Below are 16,633 nucleotides of genomic sequence, written 5' to 3' on the forward strand. Positions count from 1 at the left end.
CCGGAAACAACTGGTCATCCCACGGTGGCCCTTCATCGTCAGCGACGACGAGAGCCCCGCAGGAATTGACACCACGCTATGGGACTCACCCGTTATCGTTGGTTCGAGTGTGAAGGCCGGCGATTCCACACCGATTGCCGCTCCGTTTCAGGCGTGTAACAGTGTCCCCACAGCGGATCGGCCGCTGTTCGGCCGCTATTCGGAGGCTTCGGCGCGCGGCTGCGCGGACGGCGCGGCGCGCGGCTGCGCGGAGGGTGCTGAGCGCGGCTGCGCGGCGGCTCGACGTGCGGCTGCGAAGTGCGCTCAGCGCGCGGCGGTGAGGGCCCGCGCCCGCGCGATCGCCTCGTCGCCGAGGCCGCACAGGCGGAGGCATCCGTCGGCGATGCGCACCGCGTCGATCGCCTCGCCGTCCCGCCGCAGCGGGATCACGATCTCGACGAGATGGATGATCGCGTCACCCAGCTCGCGGGCGGTCCAGGTGTCGCGCAGGGCGTCGGTCGCGGCATCCCTCGCGAACGCGCCGTAGGCGTCGCGCAGCTCGCGCCGCGACGCGCGGAACCCGTCGAACCGCTCGCGGCCTGCCTCGGGCAGCAGATAGAGCGTGCCGATGTTGTGGGGCGCCGACGCGAGCGACTCGACGTCGCGCACCGCGAGCAGGTGCAGGGCCGCGGCGGGGTCGAGCGCGGAATCGGCGCGGAGCTCGCGCGCGAGTTCGACGCTCGAGCGCACGGTGCGCTCGAGCAGCTCGACGAGGATGTCGTCCTTGCCGGCGAAGTGGTAGTAGAGCGAGGCCTGACGGATGCCGATGCGCTCGGCGATCTCGCGCGTCGACGTCGCGGCGAACCCCTTCTCGACGAACAGCGCGGCGGCGGCGTCGAGGATCTCGTCGCGCGGCGCGAGCTGTGTCGTCGCGGCAGTGGCCCGGGGCCGGCCGGCTCGGGCGCGGGGCGACGTGCTCATACCGGCATCCTCGCACGGTCGCGCGAGGATGCCGGTCGTGCATCAGACCGTTGCGAGGTGAGCGCGCCAGCCGCCGAGCGCAGAGATGTCGACGGCGCCGTCGAGCGCGCCGGGCGTCGCGAGGAACCCCGCGACGCGCGTGCCGTCCTCCAGCAGCACCGATCCGATCGACAGGGGCGGCGGGACGGCGTCGACGACCGCGGCGAACCCGGCCGCGGGCAGCTCCCACACCTCACCCTCGATGGCCGCACCGCCCGGCCCCGTGTGGACGAGACCCGGCTTGGGAGGAGACACGGCGAGCGCGTGGAACGCGTACTCGTCCGCCGTCGAGGCGTCGCCGACGAGGCGGCCGCCGGCTGCGACGAGCTGGCGGTTGAGCGGCTGGCCGCGCAGGTGCGCGCCGACGACGAACAGCCGTCGCGGCGCGGCGTCGAAGCGCTGCGCGATCTGCGCGAGCACCCGGTCGGTGAACGCGGGCCCCGTCAGCATGACGCCGAACGGCAGGCCGTCGACGAATCCGGCAGGCACCGCGAGCGAGGCCATGTCGAGCAGGTTCGCGAAGTTGGTGTACCTGCCCATGCGCGAGTTCGCGCCGACGGGGTCGGCCGCGACCTCGGCGAGCGTCGGGTGCCATGTCGTGGTCGGGGTGAGCAGCGCGACGCAGCCGTCGAGCGCCTCCGTGCCCCGCAGACGCAGGTCGTCGAGTCGCTCGAGGTCGGCGAACAGGTCGTGGGCGGCGGGTGCCGCGCCGGCGAGGATGATGCCCGCCACCGTCTCGTCGAGGTCGCCGCCGATGAGATCGCGGTGCGCCGAGATGTGCGCGCCGACGGCGGCGTACCGCTCCGCGACGAAGGCCCCGTCGTAGAGGAGACGGGCGGCGTCGAGGAGCGCCGAGATGTCGCGCTCGACGACGTCGAATCCGGCAGCGCGAGCCGTCGCGACGGCGGCGGCGAACGCCTCGCGCCACCCGGCGGCGAGCCCGTCCAGCTGTGTCGGCAGCGGCACGGCGAGCCGGGCACGTGCGGGCAGCGCAGAGAACGCGGTATCCGTCCGGGCCAGCGGATCGCTGCCGTCGACGCCGGTCATCGTCTCGATCGCGAGCCGCGCCGTCGCGAGGTCGCGCGCGAACGCCGTCACGACGTCCTGCGTACGGCACGCGGGGACGACGCCCGTCGTGGGCACGAGCCCCTTCGTGGGCTTGACGCCGACGATGCCGTTGAGCGCCGCCGGGACGCGGCCCGAGCCCGCCGTGTCGGTGCCGAGCGCGACGTCGACGATGCCGAGTGCGACCGAGACCCCCGACCCCGACGACGAGCCGCCCGAGATGCGCGCCGGATCCCACGCGTTGCGGACGGCGCCGAATGGCGACCGCGTGCCCACGAGGCCCGTCGCGAACTGGTCGAGGTTCGTCTTGCCGATGACGATCGCGCCCGCGGCCCGGAGGCGCGCGACGGCCGTCGCGTCGACGACCGGCTCGTACGCGAAGGATGCCGAGCCCGCCGTCGTCACGAGGCCCGCGACGTCGATGTTGTCCTTCACGGCGACCGTGAGCCCCGCGAGCGGGAGGTCCTCCCCCGCCGCGACGCGCGCGTCGACCCGGGCGGCCTCGGCGGCGAGGTCGTCGGCGGAGCGCAGCGAGATCCAGATCTCGGGTCGGTCGACCTCGGCGATCCGGATGAGGGCGCGGTCGACTGCGGCACGGGCGGTGGTGCGGCGGATCATGCGTGGGCTCCGATCGCGGCGAGGATCTGTCCGGGTGCGACCTGCTCCCCGGGTGAGGCATACAGTTCGAGCACCCGCCCGGCGCGCGGAGCGATGACCTTCGACTCCATCTTCATGGCCTCGACCGACAGGATCGCGTCACCTGCGGCCACGGTCGCGCCCACGTCGACCGAGACCTGCCAGACGGTCGACGCGAACGGCGCGTACACGGGCTCGGCGCCCTCGGGGATCGTGACCTCGGTGGGGGCGGCCGGCGCGGGAGGCTCGTCCGAGCGCTCGAACTCGCCGGCGAGGCGCCAGCGCTCGCGCTCCTCGGCGAACGCGGCGCCCTGCCGGTCGCGGAACTCGGCGATCGATCCGGCGTTGTCGTCGAGGAACCGCGAGTACTCGGCGATCGAGAAGGTGCCCTCGGTCGTCTCGAACCGTCCGCGGCCCGCGTCGGTCTCGGCGCGCAGCTCGAACAGCTCGTCGGCCGAGACGGGGTACCACTCGATGCGGTCGAAGAACCGCAGCGCCCACGGGTTCTCCTGGAACAGGCCGCCGCGGCGGAAGCGGTTCCAGATCTGCACCGTGCGGCCGACGAACTGATAGCCGCCCGGCCCCTCCATGCCGTAGATGCACATGTACGCGCCGCCGATGCCGACCGAGTTCTCGGCCGTCCACGTGCGGGCGGGGTTGTACTTCGTCGTGACGAGGCGGTGCCGGGGGTCGAGCGGCGTCGCGACCGGCGCGCCGAGGTACACGTCGCCGAGGCCGAGCACGAGGTAGCTCGCGTCGAAGACCGTGCGGTACACGTCGTCGACCGAGTCGAGCCCGTTGATGCGGCGGATGAACTCGATGTTCCAGGGCGTCCACGGCGCGTCGCTGCGGACGCCGTTGATGTACCGCTCGATCGCGAGGCGCGTCGCGGGGTCGTCCCAGCTCAGCGGCAGCCGGACCGTGCGCGACGGCACGACGAGCTCGCTCGTCGGCGGCACCTCGTCCTCGAGCTCCCGCAGGAGCACGGCCATCTTCGACGCCGGCAGGATCTCGGGATCGGTGTGGACCTGCAGCGAGCGGATGCCGGGCGTGACATCGACGACGCCCTTCGGCGCGTGCGCGGCGAGCGTCTCCTGCAGGGCGTGCACGCGCATGCGCAGGGCGAGGTCGAGCTGCATGGGACCGTACTCGACGAGGACGTTCGAGTCGCCGTCGCGGCGGTACGTCACCGACGGACCCGCGTCGGTGGCCTCCCGCCGCGCGTACACGCCGTCGTCGCCGTCGCCGCCGCGTGTGAGGAGCGTCGGAGCGGAACGACGGGCGGCGAGCGCGGGGGCGTCGGCCTCGGCCACCGGCGCGAACCGCACGCGGTCGCCGGGGCGCAGCTGGCCGACCTTCCACAGCTCGCCGCTCGCGACGACGGCGGGGCACACGAAGCCGCCGAGCGAGGGCCCGTCGGGGCCGAGGACGATGGGCGTGTCGCCCGTGAAGTCGATCGCGCCGACGGCGTAGGGCGTGTCGTGGATGTTCGACGGGTGCAGGCCCGCCTCGCCGCCGTCGGGACGCGCCCACTGCGGCTTCGGGCCGATGAGGCGCACGCCGGTGCGGGCCGAGTTGAGGTGCACCTCGTAGTCGGTCGCGTAGAACGCGTCGAGGTCGCCTCGTGTGAAGAACTCGGGCGCCGCGTGCGGGCCCTCCGTCACGCCGATCGTCCACGAGTGGGTCAGGGCCGGACGACGTTCGGCGGGCGTGCCGTCGCCGAGCGCCTCGTCGGCACCGGATGCCGCGGGCCCGAGGCGCAGCACGTCGCCCGCGAGCAGTGCACGGCCGCCGTGGCCGCCGAACCCGCCGAGGGTGAAGGTCGAGGCGCTCCCGAGGTAGCTCGGAACGTCGAGCCCGCCGCGCATCGCGACGTAGGTGCGCAGACCCGGCCCCGTCGCGGGGCCGATCGCGAGGGTCGCGCCGGCGGGGATGCGGATCGGCTCCCACAGCGGCATCCGCTCTCCGTCGACCGTGATCGCCGCCGGCGCGCCCGTCACCGCGATCACCGCGGCATGCGAGAAGCGCAGGGTCGGCCCCGTGAGCGTGATCTCGAGCCCCGGTGCCCCCTCGGGATTGCCGACCGCGAGGTTGGCTTCGGCGAACGACACGCGGTCGAACGGTCCGCTCGGCGGAACGCCGATCTGCCAATAGCCGACCCGGCCCGGCAGGTCCTGCACCGTCGTCATGGCGCCCGGCGCGATCACGTCGACGCGCGGCTCGGGGTCCTGCGTGACGTCGAGCGTCGAGGTGCTGTGGCTCGCCGCGACGAGCGCGGGGAGCACTGCGAGCGAGCGGAGCAGGCCGAGGTTCGTGACGATGCCGTCGACGCGGCTCGCGCCGAGGGCGTCTCCGAGCAGGCCGAGCGCGGCGGGGCGGTCCTCGGCGTGGGCGATGACCTTGGCGAGCATCGGGTCGTACGACGCCGTGACCTCGGTGCCGTCCTCGATCCAGCCGTCGACGCGCACGCCGGCGATCGGGTCGATCCCCTGGCCGGGGAAGGAGGCACGCGTGACGAGCCCCGTCGACGGCAGGGAGTTCCTGCCCGGATCCTCCGCGTAGACGCGTGCCTCGACCGCCACGCCCTGCGGGATCCACTCCCGCGTGAAGACGTCGTCGGCGAGACCGACGGCGCCGTCGCGCGCGAGCGTGAGCATCATCGCGACGAGGTCGACTCCGAACACCTCCTCCGTGACGGGGTGCTCGACCTGCAGTCGCGTGTTGACCTCGAGGAACGACGCCTCCTCGCGCGCGGGGTCGTAGACGAACTCGACGGTCCCGGCGCTGCGGTACGAGACGGATGCCGCGAGCTCGCGCGCCGACCGGTGCAGCAGCTCGCGCACGTGGTCGGGGAGGGCGGGCGCGGGGGCCTCCTCGACGACCTTCTGATTGCGGCGCTGCAGCGAGCAGTCGCGGTCGCCGAAGACGGCGACGCGCCCCTCGCCGTCACCGAACAGCTGCACCTCGACGTGGCGCGCGGGGCGCACGAACCGCTCGAGGAAGATGCCGGTCGATCCGAAATTCGCCGCGGCGAGCGCCGCGACGCGCGCGAAGGCGTCGCGGACCTCGGTCGGGCTGAAGCACGCCTGCATGCCGATGCCTCCGCCGCCACCTGTGGCCTTGACCATGACGGGATAGCCGATCGCGTCGGCGGCGGCGACCGCCTCGTCGGCGTCGGAGAGCAGTCCCGTCCCTTGGAGCATGGGCACGCCGGCCTGCTGCGCCAGCTCGCGCGCCGTGTGCTTCTCGCCGAACGCGGCGATCTGCGCGGCGGACGGGCCGACGAACCGGATGCCTGCGCCCTCGACCGCCGCGGCGAACGACAGGTTCTCGGAGAGGAACCCGTATCCGGGGTGGATGAGTCCTGCGCCCGTCGACAGTGCAGCTTCGAGCACGGCGTCGGCACGCAGGTACGACTCCTTGGGCGCGGCGGGGCCGAGGCGGACGGCGTCGTCGGCCTCGCGGACGTGCGGAGCCGCGCGGTCGGCATCGGAGTACACGGCGACGGTCCGCATCCCGAGCTCGCGGGCCGAGCGGATGACGCGTCGGGCGATCTCGCCGCGGTTGGCGATCAGGACGGTGTCGCGCGAGAGAGCGGTCATCGGCGTGCCTCCTCGACCGGGTCGCTCGGATCGACCGTGATCATCCGCAGCGGTGTGGGGTTGAAGTCGTTGCACGGGTTGTTCATCTGCGGACAGTTCGACACGACGACGAGCACGTCGCGCTCTGCGCGCAGCGCCACACGCTTGCCGGGCGCGCTCATCCCGTCGACGATGCCGAGGCTCCCGTCCGCCTCGACCGGCACGTTCATGAACCAGTTGATGTTCGAGACGAGGTCGCGCGCGCCGAGCCCGTGCACCGCGCCCTCGCTGAGGAAGTTCTCTCGGCACGCGTGCTGGAAGGCGACGTGATGCCCGTACCGGAGCGTGTTCGACTCCTTCGAGCAGGCGCCGCCGATCGTGTCCTGGCGATCGATCTCGTTCACGACGACCGTCATGAGCGGCAGCGCCTCGTTCGAGAGCAGCACGGAGCCCTCACGCAGGTAGGCGTTGCGCTGGGCCGCGAGGGTGTCGGGGGCGCTGTAGCGGTGGGCGGTGTCGTGCGCGTCGTAGACGAGGAAGTCGGCGGACTGGTTGCCGCCGACGTCGACGATCGTCAGCACGTGCCCCGCCGCGATCACGGCCGACCACGACGCGTTCGACGCGACACGGTCGTCGGCGACGACGCGGCCCGCGACGGCGCTCGTCGCCCAGTCCAGGGGCGAGTCGGGTGCGGCGACGGCGCCGACGGGGACCGTGCTGGCGATCGCCGTGGGCGTGATGGGGGTGCTCATAGTCCGCGGGCCTCCGCATAGTCGAGGGTGTTGAGGTAGGCGCGCCGCGACTCGGGCGACGCGTCGAAGAGCGGCGCGCCGGGGAGCGTCGGCTCGCCGCGCCATGCGTGCACGCGCAGCTCGCCCACGCGGTACTCGGCCCGGGGGTCGAGGGGGTGCGCGACGTTCGCGATCAGCACGATGAGCGGCAGCTCCGCGACGAGCGTCACCGAGCCGCCCGGCCCGACGGAGCCGAGCCACTCGGCCGCACCGTCGACGCCGACGCGCACGCCCTGGAAGAACGACACGCTCGGCGGCAGGTCGCGCGGGCCGAGGCCGTGCTTCGCAGCGGCCTTCACGAACAGCGCGCGGCCCGACGGCGCCGGCCCCTCGGGGCGTGCATCTGAGTAGCGGGCGAGGTTGGCGGCATCCGTCGTCGTGCCGAACAGTGCGTCGTGGCGCCCCGAGGTGTCACCGACGATCGTCGCGAGCGCGCGGCCGTCGCCCGAGAGGAGCGGATGCCCCGCCCCGAGGTAGGCCTGCCACGGGATCTTCACGGTGTCGGCCGTGTTGAGGCGCTCCCAGGGCTCGAGCGCGTTGAAGAGCAGGACGTGTGCGTTCGCGTCGCCGGTCGGATCGTCGAGCCGCAGACGGGTGCCGCGGGCGAGCACGCGGTGCGTGTATCCGCCGGGGGCGACCGTCTCGGCCCAGGTCAGCTCCGCGGGGTCGACGCCGGCGGGAACGTGCGGCGACGAGGATGCGGGCAGGTAGGGCATGTGCGGACTCGTCTGGCCGCCCTGCGACCGTGCGTCCGCACGAGCGTTGCCGACGGTATCGGTGTTGTGGGCCACTGCATCCGTGGTCATCGATCGGTCTCCCTGCAACGAATAACTGTCGAGCGATAGTTATCTCGGAGTATGCAGGGGCTCTGTGTCCCGGCCGTTGTGAGGATGTTTCGTCCGTGTGACGGACGCGAGGTCGCTCTCGCGCCCCGCATGGATCAGCCGGACGGGATCAGTCGTATCCCAGGACGCACGCCGCGCAGTAGGTGACGAGCGGCCACCGAAGGTCATCGTCGACCGCTACGTCGAGCGGTCCGGGAAGTTCGTCGTCGTGGGAGTGGAGGACCGTCGACGCGTCGCGGAGAGCGGACATGTCTCTCATCCTTGGTCGCCTGCGTGGATGACCGTCCGCCGGTCGCCTGACGATACGTGAGAGGCGGACGGAGGGATCAGCTTCGATCCCTTCGCCCGCCATCCTACTTTTGTCCTTACATAAGGACAAGAGTTTGCTTGAAATCAGCGAACCCCGCGGATCGGCAGGATGAACAGCGCGCCGAGGACGGCGGCGAGCGCGCCGGCCACGAACAGCGCCGTGAAGTTGACCGGGCTCGTCGCCGACGCCCCGATCGCGAGCAGCGCGGGGGCGATGGCGGGGACGAGCGACGAGGGCAGGCTGCTGGCCAGGTTCATGATGCCGAGATCCTTCGCAGGGTTCTCGGGGTCGGGCAGCACTTCGGTGATGAGCGCGAAGTCGACCGCGAAGTACACGCCCTGGCCGAGTCCCATGACGGCGATCGCGAGGAGGAACATCGGGTAGCTGTCGGCGAGGGCCACGAGGCCGAGCCCCGCGGCGAAGATGATCGCGGCGGTGATGACGAAGGGCTTGCGGCGGCCGACCTTGTCGGAGATCTTGCCGAACAGCGGAGCGAAGACGATGGAGACGCCCGTGAGGATGAGCGTCGCGACAAAGATCGCGGTGCCCACGGTCGCGGGGTCCTGGTGCTGCACCATGATCAGGTAGAACGCCTGGTACGCGTTGACGGCGGCCACGCCGAAGAAGATCATCAGGCGGCTCGCCCAAGCCCACGCGAAGCTGGGGTGCTTCGCGGGGCTGACCCAGAACGTGCCGAGGAATTCGCGGAACTGGAACTCCGGGCGCAGGTGACGCGCGAGCGGCTTGTCGGCGATGAAGAGGCCGAGTGCGACGGACGCGACGACGGCGACGCCCGCCGGCAGTGCGATCATCGCGACGATGTTCGGCTGCACGAGCTGCGCGAGGAACAGTCCGAGCACCGCGCCGAGCGGGGCGCCCAGGCCGATGATCGCGGACGGCGTGCCGCGGCGCTCCGGGGCGATCTGGTCGGGAACGAGCGCGCCGGCCGCCACGAGCCCGCACACCGCGCCGAGCGTGAGCACGACGTACGACCCGATGAGGACGAACACGTCGGCGGCCGCGATCTGCAGCAGGGCGCCCACCGCGATGAGCGCGGCGGCGGCGAAGAGGTAGGGGCGGCGCCGCCCGAAGCGACCGAGGGTGCGGTCGCTCAGGCGTCCGATGACGGGGTACCCGATGAGCGCGAACAGGGCGCCGATCGACGTGACGATCGACAGCACCGTGGTGGCATCGGCGTCGCCGCCGATCGCCGCCGACTTCAGCGAGAGCGTCAGCACGGCGCTCGCGAGCAGCGCGCCGTTGACGGCGGCGACGGCGAGCCCGAGGACGACCAGGAATCCCCGGCGCACGGGCGGCCAGGTCTGCACCGATCCGGTGGCGGTGTATTCGAGCTTCGGCTCCGTGGAGAGGCCGGCATCGGCGCCGGCGAACTTTTCGGACATCGTCGTTCCTTCGTTCGGGTGGGTGGGGGCTCAGGGGACGGACAGGAGGGGGGATGCCACGGGCACGACGTGCTCCGTGGCGCCGGGCGTCAGCGCGATCGTCGTGTCGCCGAGGACGAGGACGGCATCGACGCCGGACGGCACCGCGACGCGCACGCGCACCTCGTCGCCGCTCCGGCGCCAGTCGACGGCGAGGCGCCCCGCGGGGGTTCCGACGTGCGCGGAGGCGCTCTCGACACCGGCGTCGAGATCGGGCTCGATGCGCACCCGGCGCCAGCCGGGCGCCGTGGGCTGGAGGCCGGCGACGCGGCGGTAGAGCCAGTCGTCGACGCAGCCGAACGCGTAGTGGTTCAGCGAGACCGGACGAACCGACCCGTCGGAGCCGATGGCATCCCACGACTCCCAGATCGTCGTCGCGCTGTGGTCGACGGCGTACAGCCAGGACGGCGACTCGCGCTGCCACAGCAGGCGCCGCGCGAGGTCGCGGTGGCCGCCATCCCACAGCGCGTCGAGCAGGTACGGCACCGAGAGGAACCCCGTGTCGAGGCGGTCGCCGTTCGCGCGGACGAGCGCGGCGAGGTGGCCCGCCGTGCCGGCGCGGCGATCGGCGGGGATCATGTCGAAGGAGAGCGCGATCGCGTGCGGGCCCTGCAGTTCGACGGGCAGGCGCCCGTCGGCGTCCACGTACTCGGCAGCGAAGGCGGCGCGCACCGACGCGGCCTCAGCGGCGAGCCGCGCGGCATCCGCTCCCTTTCCGAGCACCTCGGCCATGCGGGACGCGAGCGTGAGCGTCTGAGCCTGGAACATCGGCGCGAGGTACTCGCTGGTGAGGGCCGGGGCGATGCCGATCGCCTCGTGCAGCGGTCTGCCCGCGATGGTCGACGGCGTGAGCCAGTCGCCGAAGTGATCGCCGGAGTTGTAGAGGAGCGCCTGCGCGGCACGGCGCTCGATGCTCAACGGGACGCCGGCCAGGGATGGCGGCAGCTCGGCGCGAGCCCGGCTGCGCTGGTGGTCGATCCAGGCCAGCACGGCCGGATAGTTGTCCGCGAGCACGCGCTCGTCGCCGTACCGCTCGTACAGCGTCCACGGCACGAAGGCGATCGCGTCGCTCCAGCCTGCCGACGAGACGATCGCCCCGATGCCCGTCGCATGCTCCGCCTCGGCGATGTCGAACGGCGAGCGCGGAGAGGTGATCGGCACCCGGCCGTCGGGGAGCTGGTCGGCGCGGAGGTTGTCGAGCCAGCGGCTCAGGAACGGCGCGACGAGCGCGTTGTTCGTCGCGGCGGCGGCGAACACCTGCGCGTCGCCGGTCCAGCCGGCGCGCTCGCGCTGCGGGCAGTCCGTCGGCACGGAGAGCAAGTTGGCGCGCTGGCTCCACACGACGTTGTCGTGCAGGCGGTTGAGCCGCGGGTCGGATGTCGTGAACGTCCCGGTCTGCTCCAGATCGCTCGACAGCACGACCGCGACGATGTCGGACGGGTCGAGGGATGCTTGGAGCCCCGACACGCGCGCGTACCGGAAGCCGTGGAACGTGAACTCGGGCTCCCACTCGTCGTCGCCGCCGGCCGATACGAAGACGTCGGTCTGGTCCTTGTCGATCCCGACGATGTTCTGGAACCAGTCGCCGGCGGCGTCGAGCGTCTCGGTGTGCTCGAGCGTGATCTCTCGGCCGCGCGACAACCCGCGGAGGCGGAGCCGCACCCGCCCCGCGATCACCTGGCCGAAGTCGACGACGATCCCTTCCTCCGTCTCGGTGATCGAGGTGGGGGCGAGCTCGGCGACGCGGCGGATCGGCTCACCTGTGAAGGGGACGAGCACCGACCGGTCGGCGTCGATCGGCGTCACGGGCGACCACCGCGCGTCGTCGAACCCCGGCATCCGCCAGCCCTCCGGCTCGGCGCGTCGATCGAACCGCTCGCCGACGAACGGGTCGGCGTAGTCCCAGCCGCCCGTCGCGCTGCGCATCCCGCCGTCGGAGCCGATCACCTCGACCCGCCCGTCGGCGTAGGTAACGTGGAGCTGCCAGATGAGGGCCGTGCGCGTGCCGAACTGTGCGCTCGAGCCCGTCAGCCCGATGCGGCCCGCCCACCAGCCGTCGGCGAGCGCGAACGCGAGCACGTTCTCGCCCGCACGCAGCGCGACGTCATAGGTCTGCGTCGAGATGCGGTGCAGGTAACTGTCGAATCCGGGGGCGAGCACCTCGTCGCCGGCGCGGAGGCCGTTGATCCACGCCGTGTACACACCGCGCGCCGACGCGTGCAGGCGCGCCTGCACGACCCCCTCGCCCACCGTCACAGTGCCGCGGAGCAGCCGCGCGGGACGCAGCCGAGTGCGGGGAGGCGTATCGGGCCCGGTGCCGCGGATCCAGTCGACGATGCTCCAGCGCTCGACGAGCGTGTCGTCCTGGTCGGGCTCGACCCAGCGCGCGCTCCAAGCGGCGGGGCTCAGGAGCGCCGTCGCGAACGTCGACTCGGCCCACGGGGTCGGGCCATAGACCCCGATGCTGCGCACCCGCCACCGGTAGTCGGCATCCGATCGCAGATCCTCCCCCGCGAAGGAGATCTGCGAGCTCGCGGCGGAGCCCACGCTCCCCGTGCTCCAGACGGACCGGCCGTCGGCGTCCGTCACCTCCAGCTCGTAGGCGAGCTGCGCGTGGTCGACGGTCCAGGAGAACCGCGGCGTCGCGGTGCCGATGGCGCGCGGCGCGCGCTGGTACTCCACGCGAAGATCGGCGCACCGCGACTCGGTCATTCCCTGCTCCTTTGCCGGCGCCCGGAAGCGCACTTCGGCGAGGGTATCACAAAAACCTTACGCGTAAGGTTTTAGCATGTGGGATAGCGTGACGACGTGACCGACTCATCGCCCCGCGGCAGCTACACGGTGGGCCGCGAGCGCCGCGAGCGCATCCTCGATGCCGCGCAGCGTCGGTTCCGCGACGCGGGCTACGCCGCGACGTCGCTCGCCGACATCGCCCGCGACGTCGGACTCACGACGCCCGGCGTCAAGCACCACTTCGAGACCAAGCAGCATCTCCTGCTCGCGCTCGCGGAGCGCCGCTTCGACCTCGCCGCGGCACGTGCGCTCGAGCCGATCGAGGCGTCCGACGGCACGCGGACGCTGCGGGTGATGAACGACGTCGCCCGGCTCTACGCGTCGCAGCCCGAGCTGATGGAGCTGTTCGTGCTCGTCACGGCCGCCGCGGCCGACCCGTCCAGCGCCGCGCACCACCTCTTCGCGGAGCGGTACGAGAGGGTCATCGACCAGATCGCGACGGGATTCGAACAGGATGCCGCGGCCGGCCTCCTGCGCGACGAGATCGACTATCGGGCTCTCGCGCGCGAGTGCGTCGCGGTGGCCGACGGGCTCCAGCTGCAGTGGGTGCTCTCGGGCGGCACCCTCGACTTCGCCGGGATGTCGCGCGTGCACCTCGAGCGGCTCGCGCCGATCATCCTGCGCTCGGGTGCGACCGTCGACCTTTCGGCTCCGGCTTGAGCGCCGACGGCCGGTAGACCTCCCCGGCGGCGAGCCGCGCCGCGCCGGCAGGGTCGTGCGCCGGCAGGAGCACGATCGGCTGCTGCGCGGCGAACGTCTTTATGGTGCGAAGCTGCAGGGTCGCGAGCCGCGGCCGTGTGTTCACGCCGTCGGTGAGCTCTCGGTCGAGCAGATCCTGCGCGTAGGTGACATCGCCCCCGATGAGGTAGGTCGCCGCCTCGGCGAAGACGACGACGCAGAGGTGCCCGGGGACGTGCCCCGGCGTGGGGACCGCGACGACGCGGCCATCTGCGGTGATCGGAAAGGTCGTCTGCCAAGGGCCGAGCGGAGGGCCGGTCTTCGTGAGGATCGACGGCTCGAACCCGGCGGGCCAGTGCTTCGGCAGCGCCCCTTCGAGCGTGGCCCGGAACGGCCGGCGGAACGCCTGCCAGTGCTCCCGCGACAGCAGCACGGGCGGCCCCACGACGTCGCCGAGCCCGTCGGCATGATCATGATGGAGATGCGTCAGCACGACCGCGCGGAGGTCGGCGGGTCGGATGCCGCGCCGCGCGAGCAGCGTGCCGATGCCCTCGTCGGGCGCGACGTGGACGTCGACGCAGCGGCGGAAGAAGGGATGCCAGCGCGGCATCCACCCCCGTTCCGTCGCGTGCGGCGACTCCCCCGTGTCGACGAGGATCGGGCCGTCCGGATGCTCGATGAGATAGGCGTTGATCGGCAGCGGCTCGGTCCACTCGCGGTCGCCGAAGAGCATCTTCATGCGGCGCAGCACGACGGGCTTGGACGCCGACTGCATCCGCTGGCTGGGACGGATGCGGACGGTGCCCGTCTGCAGGATGCTGACGCCGACGCTCATGCCGTGCCGCCGATGGTCAGGACAGCGCCGAGCCCATGCGCGACAGATAGAGCGCCGTCGCCTCGGCACGGCTCTGCACGCCGAGCTTGCGGTAGACGCCCGCGACGTGGAACTTCACGGTGTTCTCGCTGATCGACAGCTCGGCGGCGATGTCGCGGTTGCGTCGCCCCGCCGCGAGGCGCTGGAGCACGTCGACCTCGCGAGGGCGCAGGGCCCACGCGACGGGCACGCCGCCCGCCGATCGCGGCGGATCGAGCGGGATGACGATCGCCATCTCGGTGCCCCAGCCGGGTGTCACGTGGCGGGTCAGGTGTCCGCCGAGGGCGTGGATGCGGTCGCGCGTGAGTTGCAGCTGGATCGAGTCGTCGACAGCCTCGCCGCGACCGTCGTCGCGCATGTCGATGAGCAGGTTCGTGCCGTCGCAGTCCCACTGGACGCGCACGCGCCCGACGTGCGGGTTCTCGATGAGCGCGAGGATCGACCCCCGCACGACGGCCCGCGCTCCGTGCGCGACCTCGCTCGGTAGCGGTCGCCCGTCGACGGGCGGCTCGACGAACTGCACTTCGATGTCGCGGTAGCGCACAAGCGGACGCAGGTCGTCGCGGAGCCGCTGGAACGCCGTCGTGACGGGCTCCTCCGTGAACGCCCGCACGCGGTCGCTCGCCGTCCGCAGGTGCACGAGCCCCTCCGCCGCCACGGCCGTCGCCGAAGCGCGAGCCGCCGCGTCGTCGAGTGAGGCCGAGCGCAGTGCCGCAAGCACGGTCTCGAGCGTCGTGGAGTATTCGTCGGAGAGCTCGGTCAGCGCCTCCATCCGCTCGCCGGAGCTCGCCCGGGCGAGCTGCAGATACAGCGGCGGAGCGGCATCCGCCAGATCCTGCACTCGCAGCGCGACGACGTTCCACAGATCGAGCACGACCGCTTCGTCGCCGGTCGGGCGCGGCTCGGCCAGCAGGAGGAGCGCCCCGTTGCGCGCGGTGAGCTGGAGCACCTCGACGCCGACCCCGTCGACGTCCAGCGTCGTGCGACGGGCCGAGTCGGGCATCCCCGTGCGGCGCAGCTCGTCGAGGACCAGATACGACACGCCCCCGACGAAGCGGGCGGCCCCCGCGCCGACGCGATGACCCCCGGATGCGTCGGCGGCGAGGACGATGAGCGCGTCGTGCGGGACGAACGCCGAGACGAGCAGGGAGAGGCGCTCGGCGAGGGCGTGGGCCGGAGCCGTGACCGTCTCCACGAGCGCGCGCAGGGTGTCAGCTGTCGCGTCGACTCCGCCGTCGGCCATGCCACCACGATAGGCCCACCCGTTCGGGTGGGTAAGACGGTCCCCGTGAGCGATGGCCCGCGTCCGAACGCGTAAGGGATGCTCGCTTCAGCCGGTGACAGGGCCGGTGAGGCGAGCGGGCGCTGACGCCCGGGAGAGGGGCGATCATGCCCGGGAATCGCGCGGTGGCGTACAAGGGGCCGGGGGTCGTCGAGGTCGTCGACACTCCCTATCCCGAGTTCGAGCTGAAGGACGGGCCCGGGGTCAACCCCGCCAACGTCGGCCGCAAGGTTCCGCACGGCGCGATCCTGCGCACCGTGTCGACGAACATCTGCGGCTCCGACCAGCACATGGTGCGCGGCCGCACGACCGCGCCTGCGGGGCTCGTGCTCGGGCACGAGATCACCGGCGAGGTCGTCGAGGTCGGACCCGACGTCGAGTTCGTCAAGGTCGGCGACATCGTCTCGGTGCCGTTCAACATCGCCTGCGGTCGGTGCCGCAACTGCAAGGAGGGCAAGACCGGCATCTGCCTCAACGTCAACCCCGACCGCCCCGGCTCCGCCTACGGCTACGTCGACATGGGCGGCTGGGTCGGCGGGCAGGCCGAATACGTCCTCGTCCCCTACGCCGACTGGAACCTGCTCGTCTTCCCCGACCGCGACCAGGCGCTGGAGAAGATCCTCGACCTCACGATGCTGTCCGACATCTTCCCCACCGGCTTCCACGGCGCCTACACCGCAGGCGTCCGCCCGGGCTCGACCGTCTACATCGCGGGGGCGGGACCGGTCGGGCTCGCCGCCGCTGTCGGTGCGCAGCTGCTCGGCGCCGCCGTCGTGATCGTGGGCGACCTCAACGAGGACCGCCTCGCGCAGGCGCGGTCGTTCGGCTGCGAGACCGTCGACGTGTCCAAGGGCGACCCGAAGGACCAGATCGAGCAGATCCTCGGCGTCCCCGAAGTCGACGCGGGCGTCGACGCAGTCGGCTTCGAGGCGCGCGGGCACGGATCGGATGCCTCGCACGAGGCACCCGCGACGGTGCTGAACTCCCTCATGGATCTCACCGCCGCCGGCGGTGCGCTCGGCATCCCGGGCCTGTACGTCACGGGCGACCCGGGCGGGGTCGACGAGGCCGCCAAGACCGGGTCGCTGTCGCTGCGGCTCGGACTGGGCTGGGCGAAGTCGCTGGCGTTCACGACGGGCCAGTGCCCCGTCATGCGCTACAACCGGCAGCTGATGATGGCGATCCTGCACAACAAGGTGCAGATCGCGAAAGCCGTCCACGCGACCCCGATCGCCCTCGACGACGCGCCGCAGGGCTACGCCGACTTCGACCACGGTGCGGCCAAGAAGTACGTCCTCAACCCCAACGGCTACATCAAGTCCTGAGACAGCTCGATT

General features: G+C 72.2%; 12 protein-coding genes. 2 read left to right on the top strand and 10 right to left on the bottom strand.

Annotated features, from left to right (window positions below; genetic code table 11):
- Positions 1–303: 303 nt before the first annotated feature.
- The 8 genes from ACH3VR_RS16755 to ACH3VR_RS16790 all read right to left on the bottom strand — a co-directional run bounded on the left by ACH3VR_RS16755 (position 304) and on the right by ACH3VR_RS16790 (position 12,381).
- Positions 304–960 (bottom strand): TetR/AcrR family transcriptional regulator, encoded by a 657-nt coding sequence (locus tag ACH3VR_RS16755; protein WP_397557469.1) that lies wholly within the window; start codon positions 958–960, stop codon positions 304–306.
- Positions 961–1,002: 42 nt separating this feature from the next.
- The gene (locus tag ACH3VR_RS16760) at positions 1,003–2,682 is read right to left on the bottom strand and encodes an allophanate hydrolase (protein WP_397557470.1); all 1,680 of its coding nucleotides are present in this window, start codon (positions 2,680–2,682) and stop codon (positions 1,003–1,005) included.
- The gene (gene uca, locus ACH3VR_RS16765; protein ID WP_397557471.1) at positions 2,679–6,302 is read right to left on the bottom strand and encodes an urea carboxylase; all 3,624 of its coding nucleotides are present in this window, start codon (positions 6,300–6,302) and stop codon (positions 2,679–2,681) included. Before uca ends, ACH3VR_RS16760 begins: the two co-directional genes overlap by 4 nt.
- On the bottom strand, positions 6,299–7,033 hold the full coding sequence (locus tag ACH3VR_RS16770; protein WP_397557472.1) for an urea amidolyase associated protein UAAP2: 735 nt from the start codon (positions 7,031–7,033) through the stop codon (positions 6,299–6,301). Before ACH3VR_RS16770 ends, uca begins: the two co-directional genes overlap by 4 nt.
- Entirely contained in the window at positions 7,030–7,878 is an 849-nt protein-coding gene (locus ACH3VR_RS16775) for an urea amidolyase associated protein UAAP1 (RefSeq protein ID WP_397557473.1), read from the bottom strand. The genes ACH3VR_RS16770 and ACH3VR_RS16775 overlap by 4 nt, the downstream gene beginning before the upstream one ends.
- Positions 7,879–8,026: 148 nt before the next feature.
- On the bottom strand, positions 8,027–8,167 hold the full coding sequence (locus ACH3VR_RS16780) for a hypothetical protein (protein ID WP_397557474.1): 141 nt from the start codon (positions 8,165–8,167) through the stop codon (positions 8,027–8,029).
- Positions 8,168–8,310: 143 nt separating this feature from the next.
- Entirely contained in the window at positions 8,311–9,630 is a 1,320-nt protein-coding gene (locus ACH3VR_RS16785) for an MFS transporter (RefSeq protein WP_397557475.1), read from the bottom strand.
- A 30-nt stretch (positions 9,631–9,660) separates the two neighbouring features.
- Positions 9,661–12,381, bottom strand: coding sequence for a family 78 glycoside hydrolase catalytic domain (locus tag ACH3VR_RS16790; RefSeq protein ID WP_397557476.1), 2,721 nt, complete (start codon positions 12,379–12,381; stop codon positions 9,661–9,663).
- Positions 12,382–12,477: 96 nt separating this feature from the next.
- Between ACH3VR_RS16790 and ACH3VR_RS16795 the strand changes: the two genes are divergently transcribed.
- Positions 12,478–13,122, top strand: coding sequence for a TetR/AcrR family transcriptional regulator (locus tag ACH3VR_RS16795; protein WP_397557477.1), 645 nt, complete (start codon positions 12,478–12,480; stop codon positions 13,120–13,122).
- Here ACH3VR_RS16795 and ACH3VR_RS16800 read toward each other — a convergent pair.
- Complete coding sequence (locus tag ACH3VR_RS16800) at positions 13,076–13,975, bottom strand: N-acyl homoserine lactonase family protein (protein WP_397557478.1); 900 nt, start codon at positions 13,973–13,975, stop codon at positions 13,076–13,078. The genes ACH3VR_RS16795 and ACH3VR_RS16800 overlap by 47 nt on opposite strands.
- A 16-nt stretch (positions 13,976–13,991) precedes the next feature.
- Positions 13,992–15,257 (bottom strand): helix-turn-helix transcriptional regulator, encoded by a 1,266-nt coding sequence (locus ACH3VR_RS16805; RefSeq protein WP_397557479.1) that lies wholly within the window; start codon positions 15,255–15,257, stop codon positions 13,992–13,994.
- Positions 15,258–15,403: 146 nt separating this feature from the next.
- On the opposite strand from ACH3VR_RS16805, the gene fdhA reads away from it, so the two are divergent.
- A complete protein-coding gene (gene fdhA / locus ACH3VR_RS16810; protein WP_397557480.1) occupies positions 15,404–16,621 on the top strand; it encodes a formaldehyde dehydrogenase, glutathione-independent in 1,218 nt (405 codons plus the stop codon).
- The last annotated feature ends 12 nt before the right edge of the window (positions 16,622–16,633 follow it).

The sequence above is a fragment of the Microbacterium alkaliflavum genome, assembly GCF_044325405.1.
GTDB classification, from domain to species: Bacteria; Actinomycetota; Actinomycetes; order Actinomycetales; family Microbacteriaceae; genus Microbacterium; species Microbacterium alkaliflavum.

Excerpts from the sequence above, each read along its gene's own strand:
- ACH3VR_RS16755 (WP_397557469.1), bottom strand. The coding sequence starts at position 960 with ATGAGCACGTCGCCCCGCGCCCGAGCCGGCCGGCCCCGGGCCACTGCC.
- ACH3VR_RS16760 (WP_397557470.1), bottom strand. The coding sequence starts at position 2,682 with ATGATCCGCCGCACCACCGCCCGTGCCGCAGTCGACCGCGCCCTCATC.
- uca (WP_397557471.1), bottom strand. The coding sequence starts at position 6,302 with ATGACCGCTCTCTCGCGCGACACCGTCCTGATCGCCAACCGCGGCGAG.
- ACH3VR_RS16770 (WP_397557472.1), bottom strand. The coding sequence starts at position 7,033 with ATGAGCACCCCCATCACGCCCACGGCGATCGCCAGCACGGTCCCCGTC.
- ACH3VR_RS16775 (WP_397557473.1), bottom strand. The coding sequence starts at position 7,878 with ATGACCACGGATGCAGTGGCCCACAACACCGATACCGTCGGCAACGCT.
- ACH3VR_RS16780 (WP_397557474.1), bottom strand. The coding sequence starts at position 8,167 with ATGTCCGCTCTCCGCGACGCGTCGACGGTCCTCCACTCCCACGACGAC.
- ACH3VR_RS16785 (WP_397557475.1), bottom strand. The coding sequence starts at position 9,630 with ATGTCCGAAAAGTTCGCCGGCGCCGATGCCGGCCTCTCCACGGAGCCG.
- ACH3VR_RS16790 (WP_397557476.1), bottom strand. The coding sequence starts at position 12,381 with ATGACCGAGTCGCGGTGCGCCGATCTTCGCGTGGAGTACCAGCGCGCG.
- ACH3VR_RS16800 (WP_397557478.1), bottom strand. The coding sequence starts at position 13,975 with ATGAGCGTCGGCGTCAGCATCCTGCAGACGGGCACCGTCCGCATCCGT.
- ACH3VR_RS16805 (WP_397557479.1), bottom strand. The coding sequence starts at position 15,257 with ATGGCCGACGGCGGAGTCGACGCGACAGCTGACACCCTGCGCGCGCTC.
- fdhA (WP_397557480.1), top strand. The coding sequence starts at position 15,404 with ATGCCCGGGAATCGCGCGGTGGCGTACAAGGGGCCGGGGGTCGTCGAG.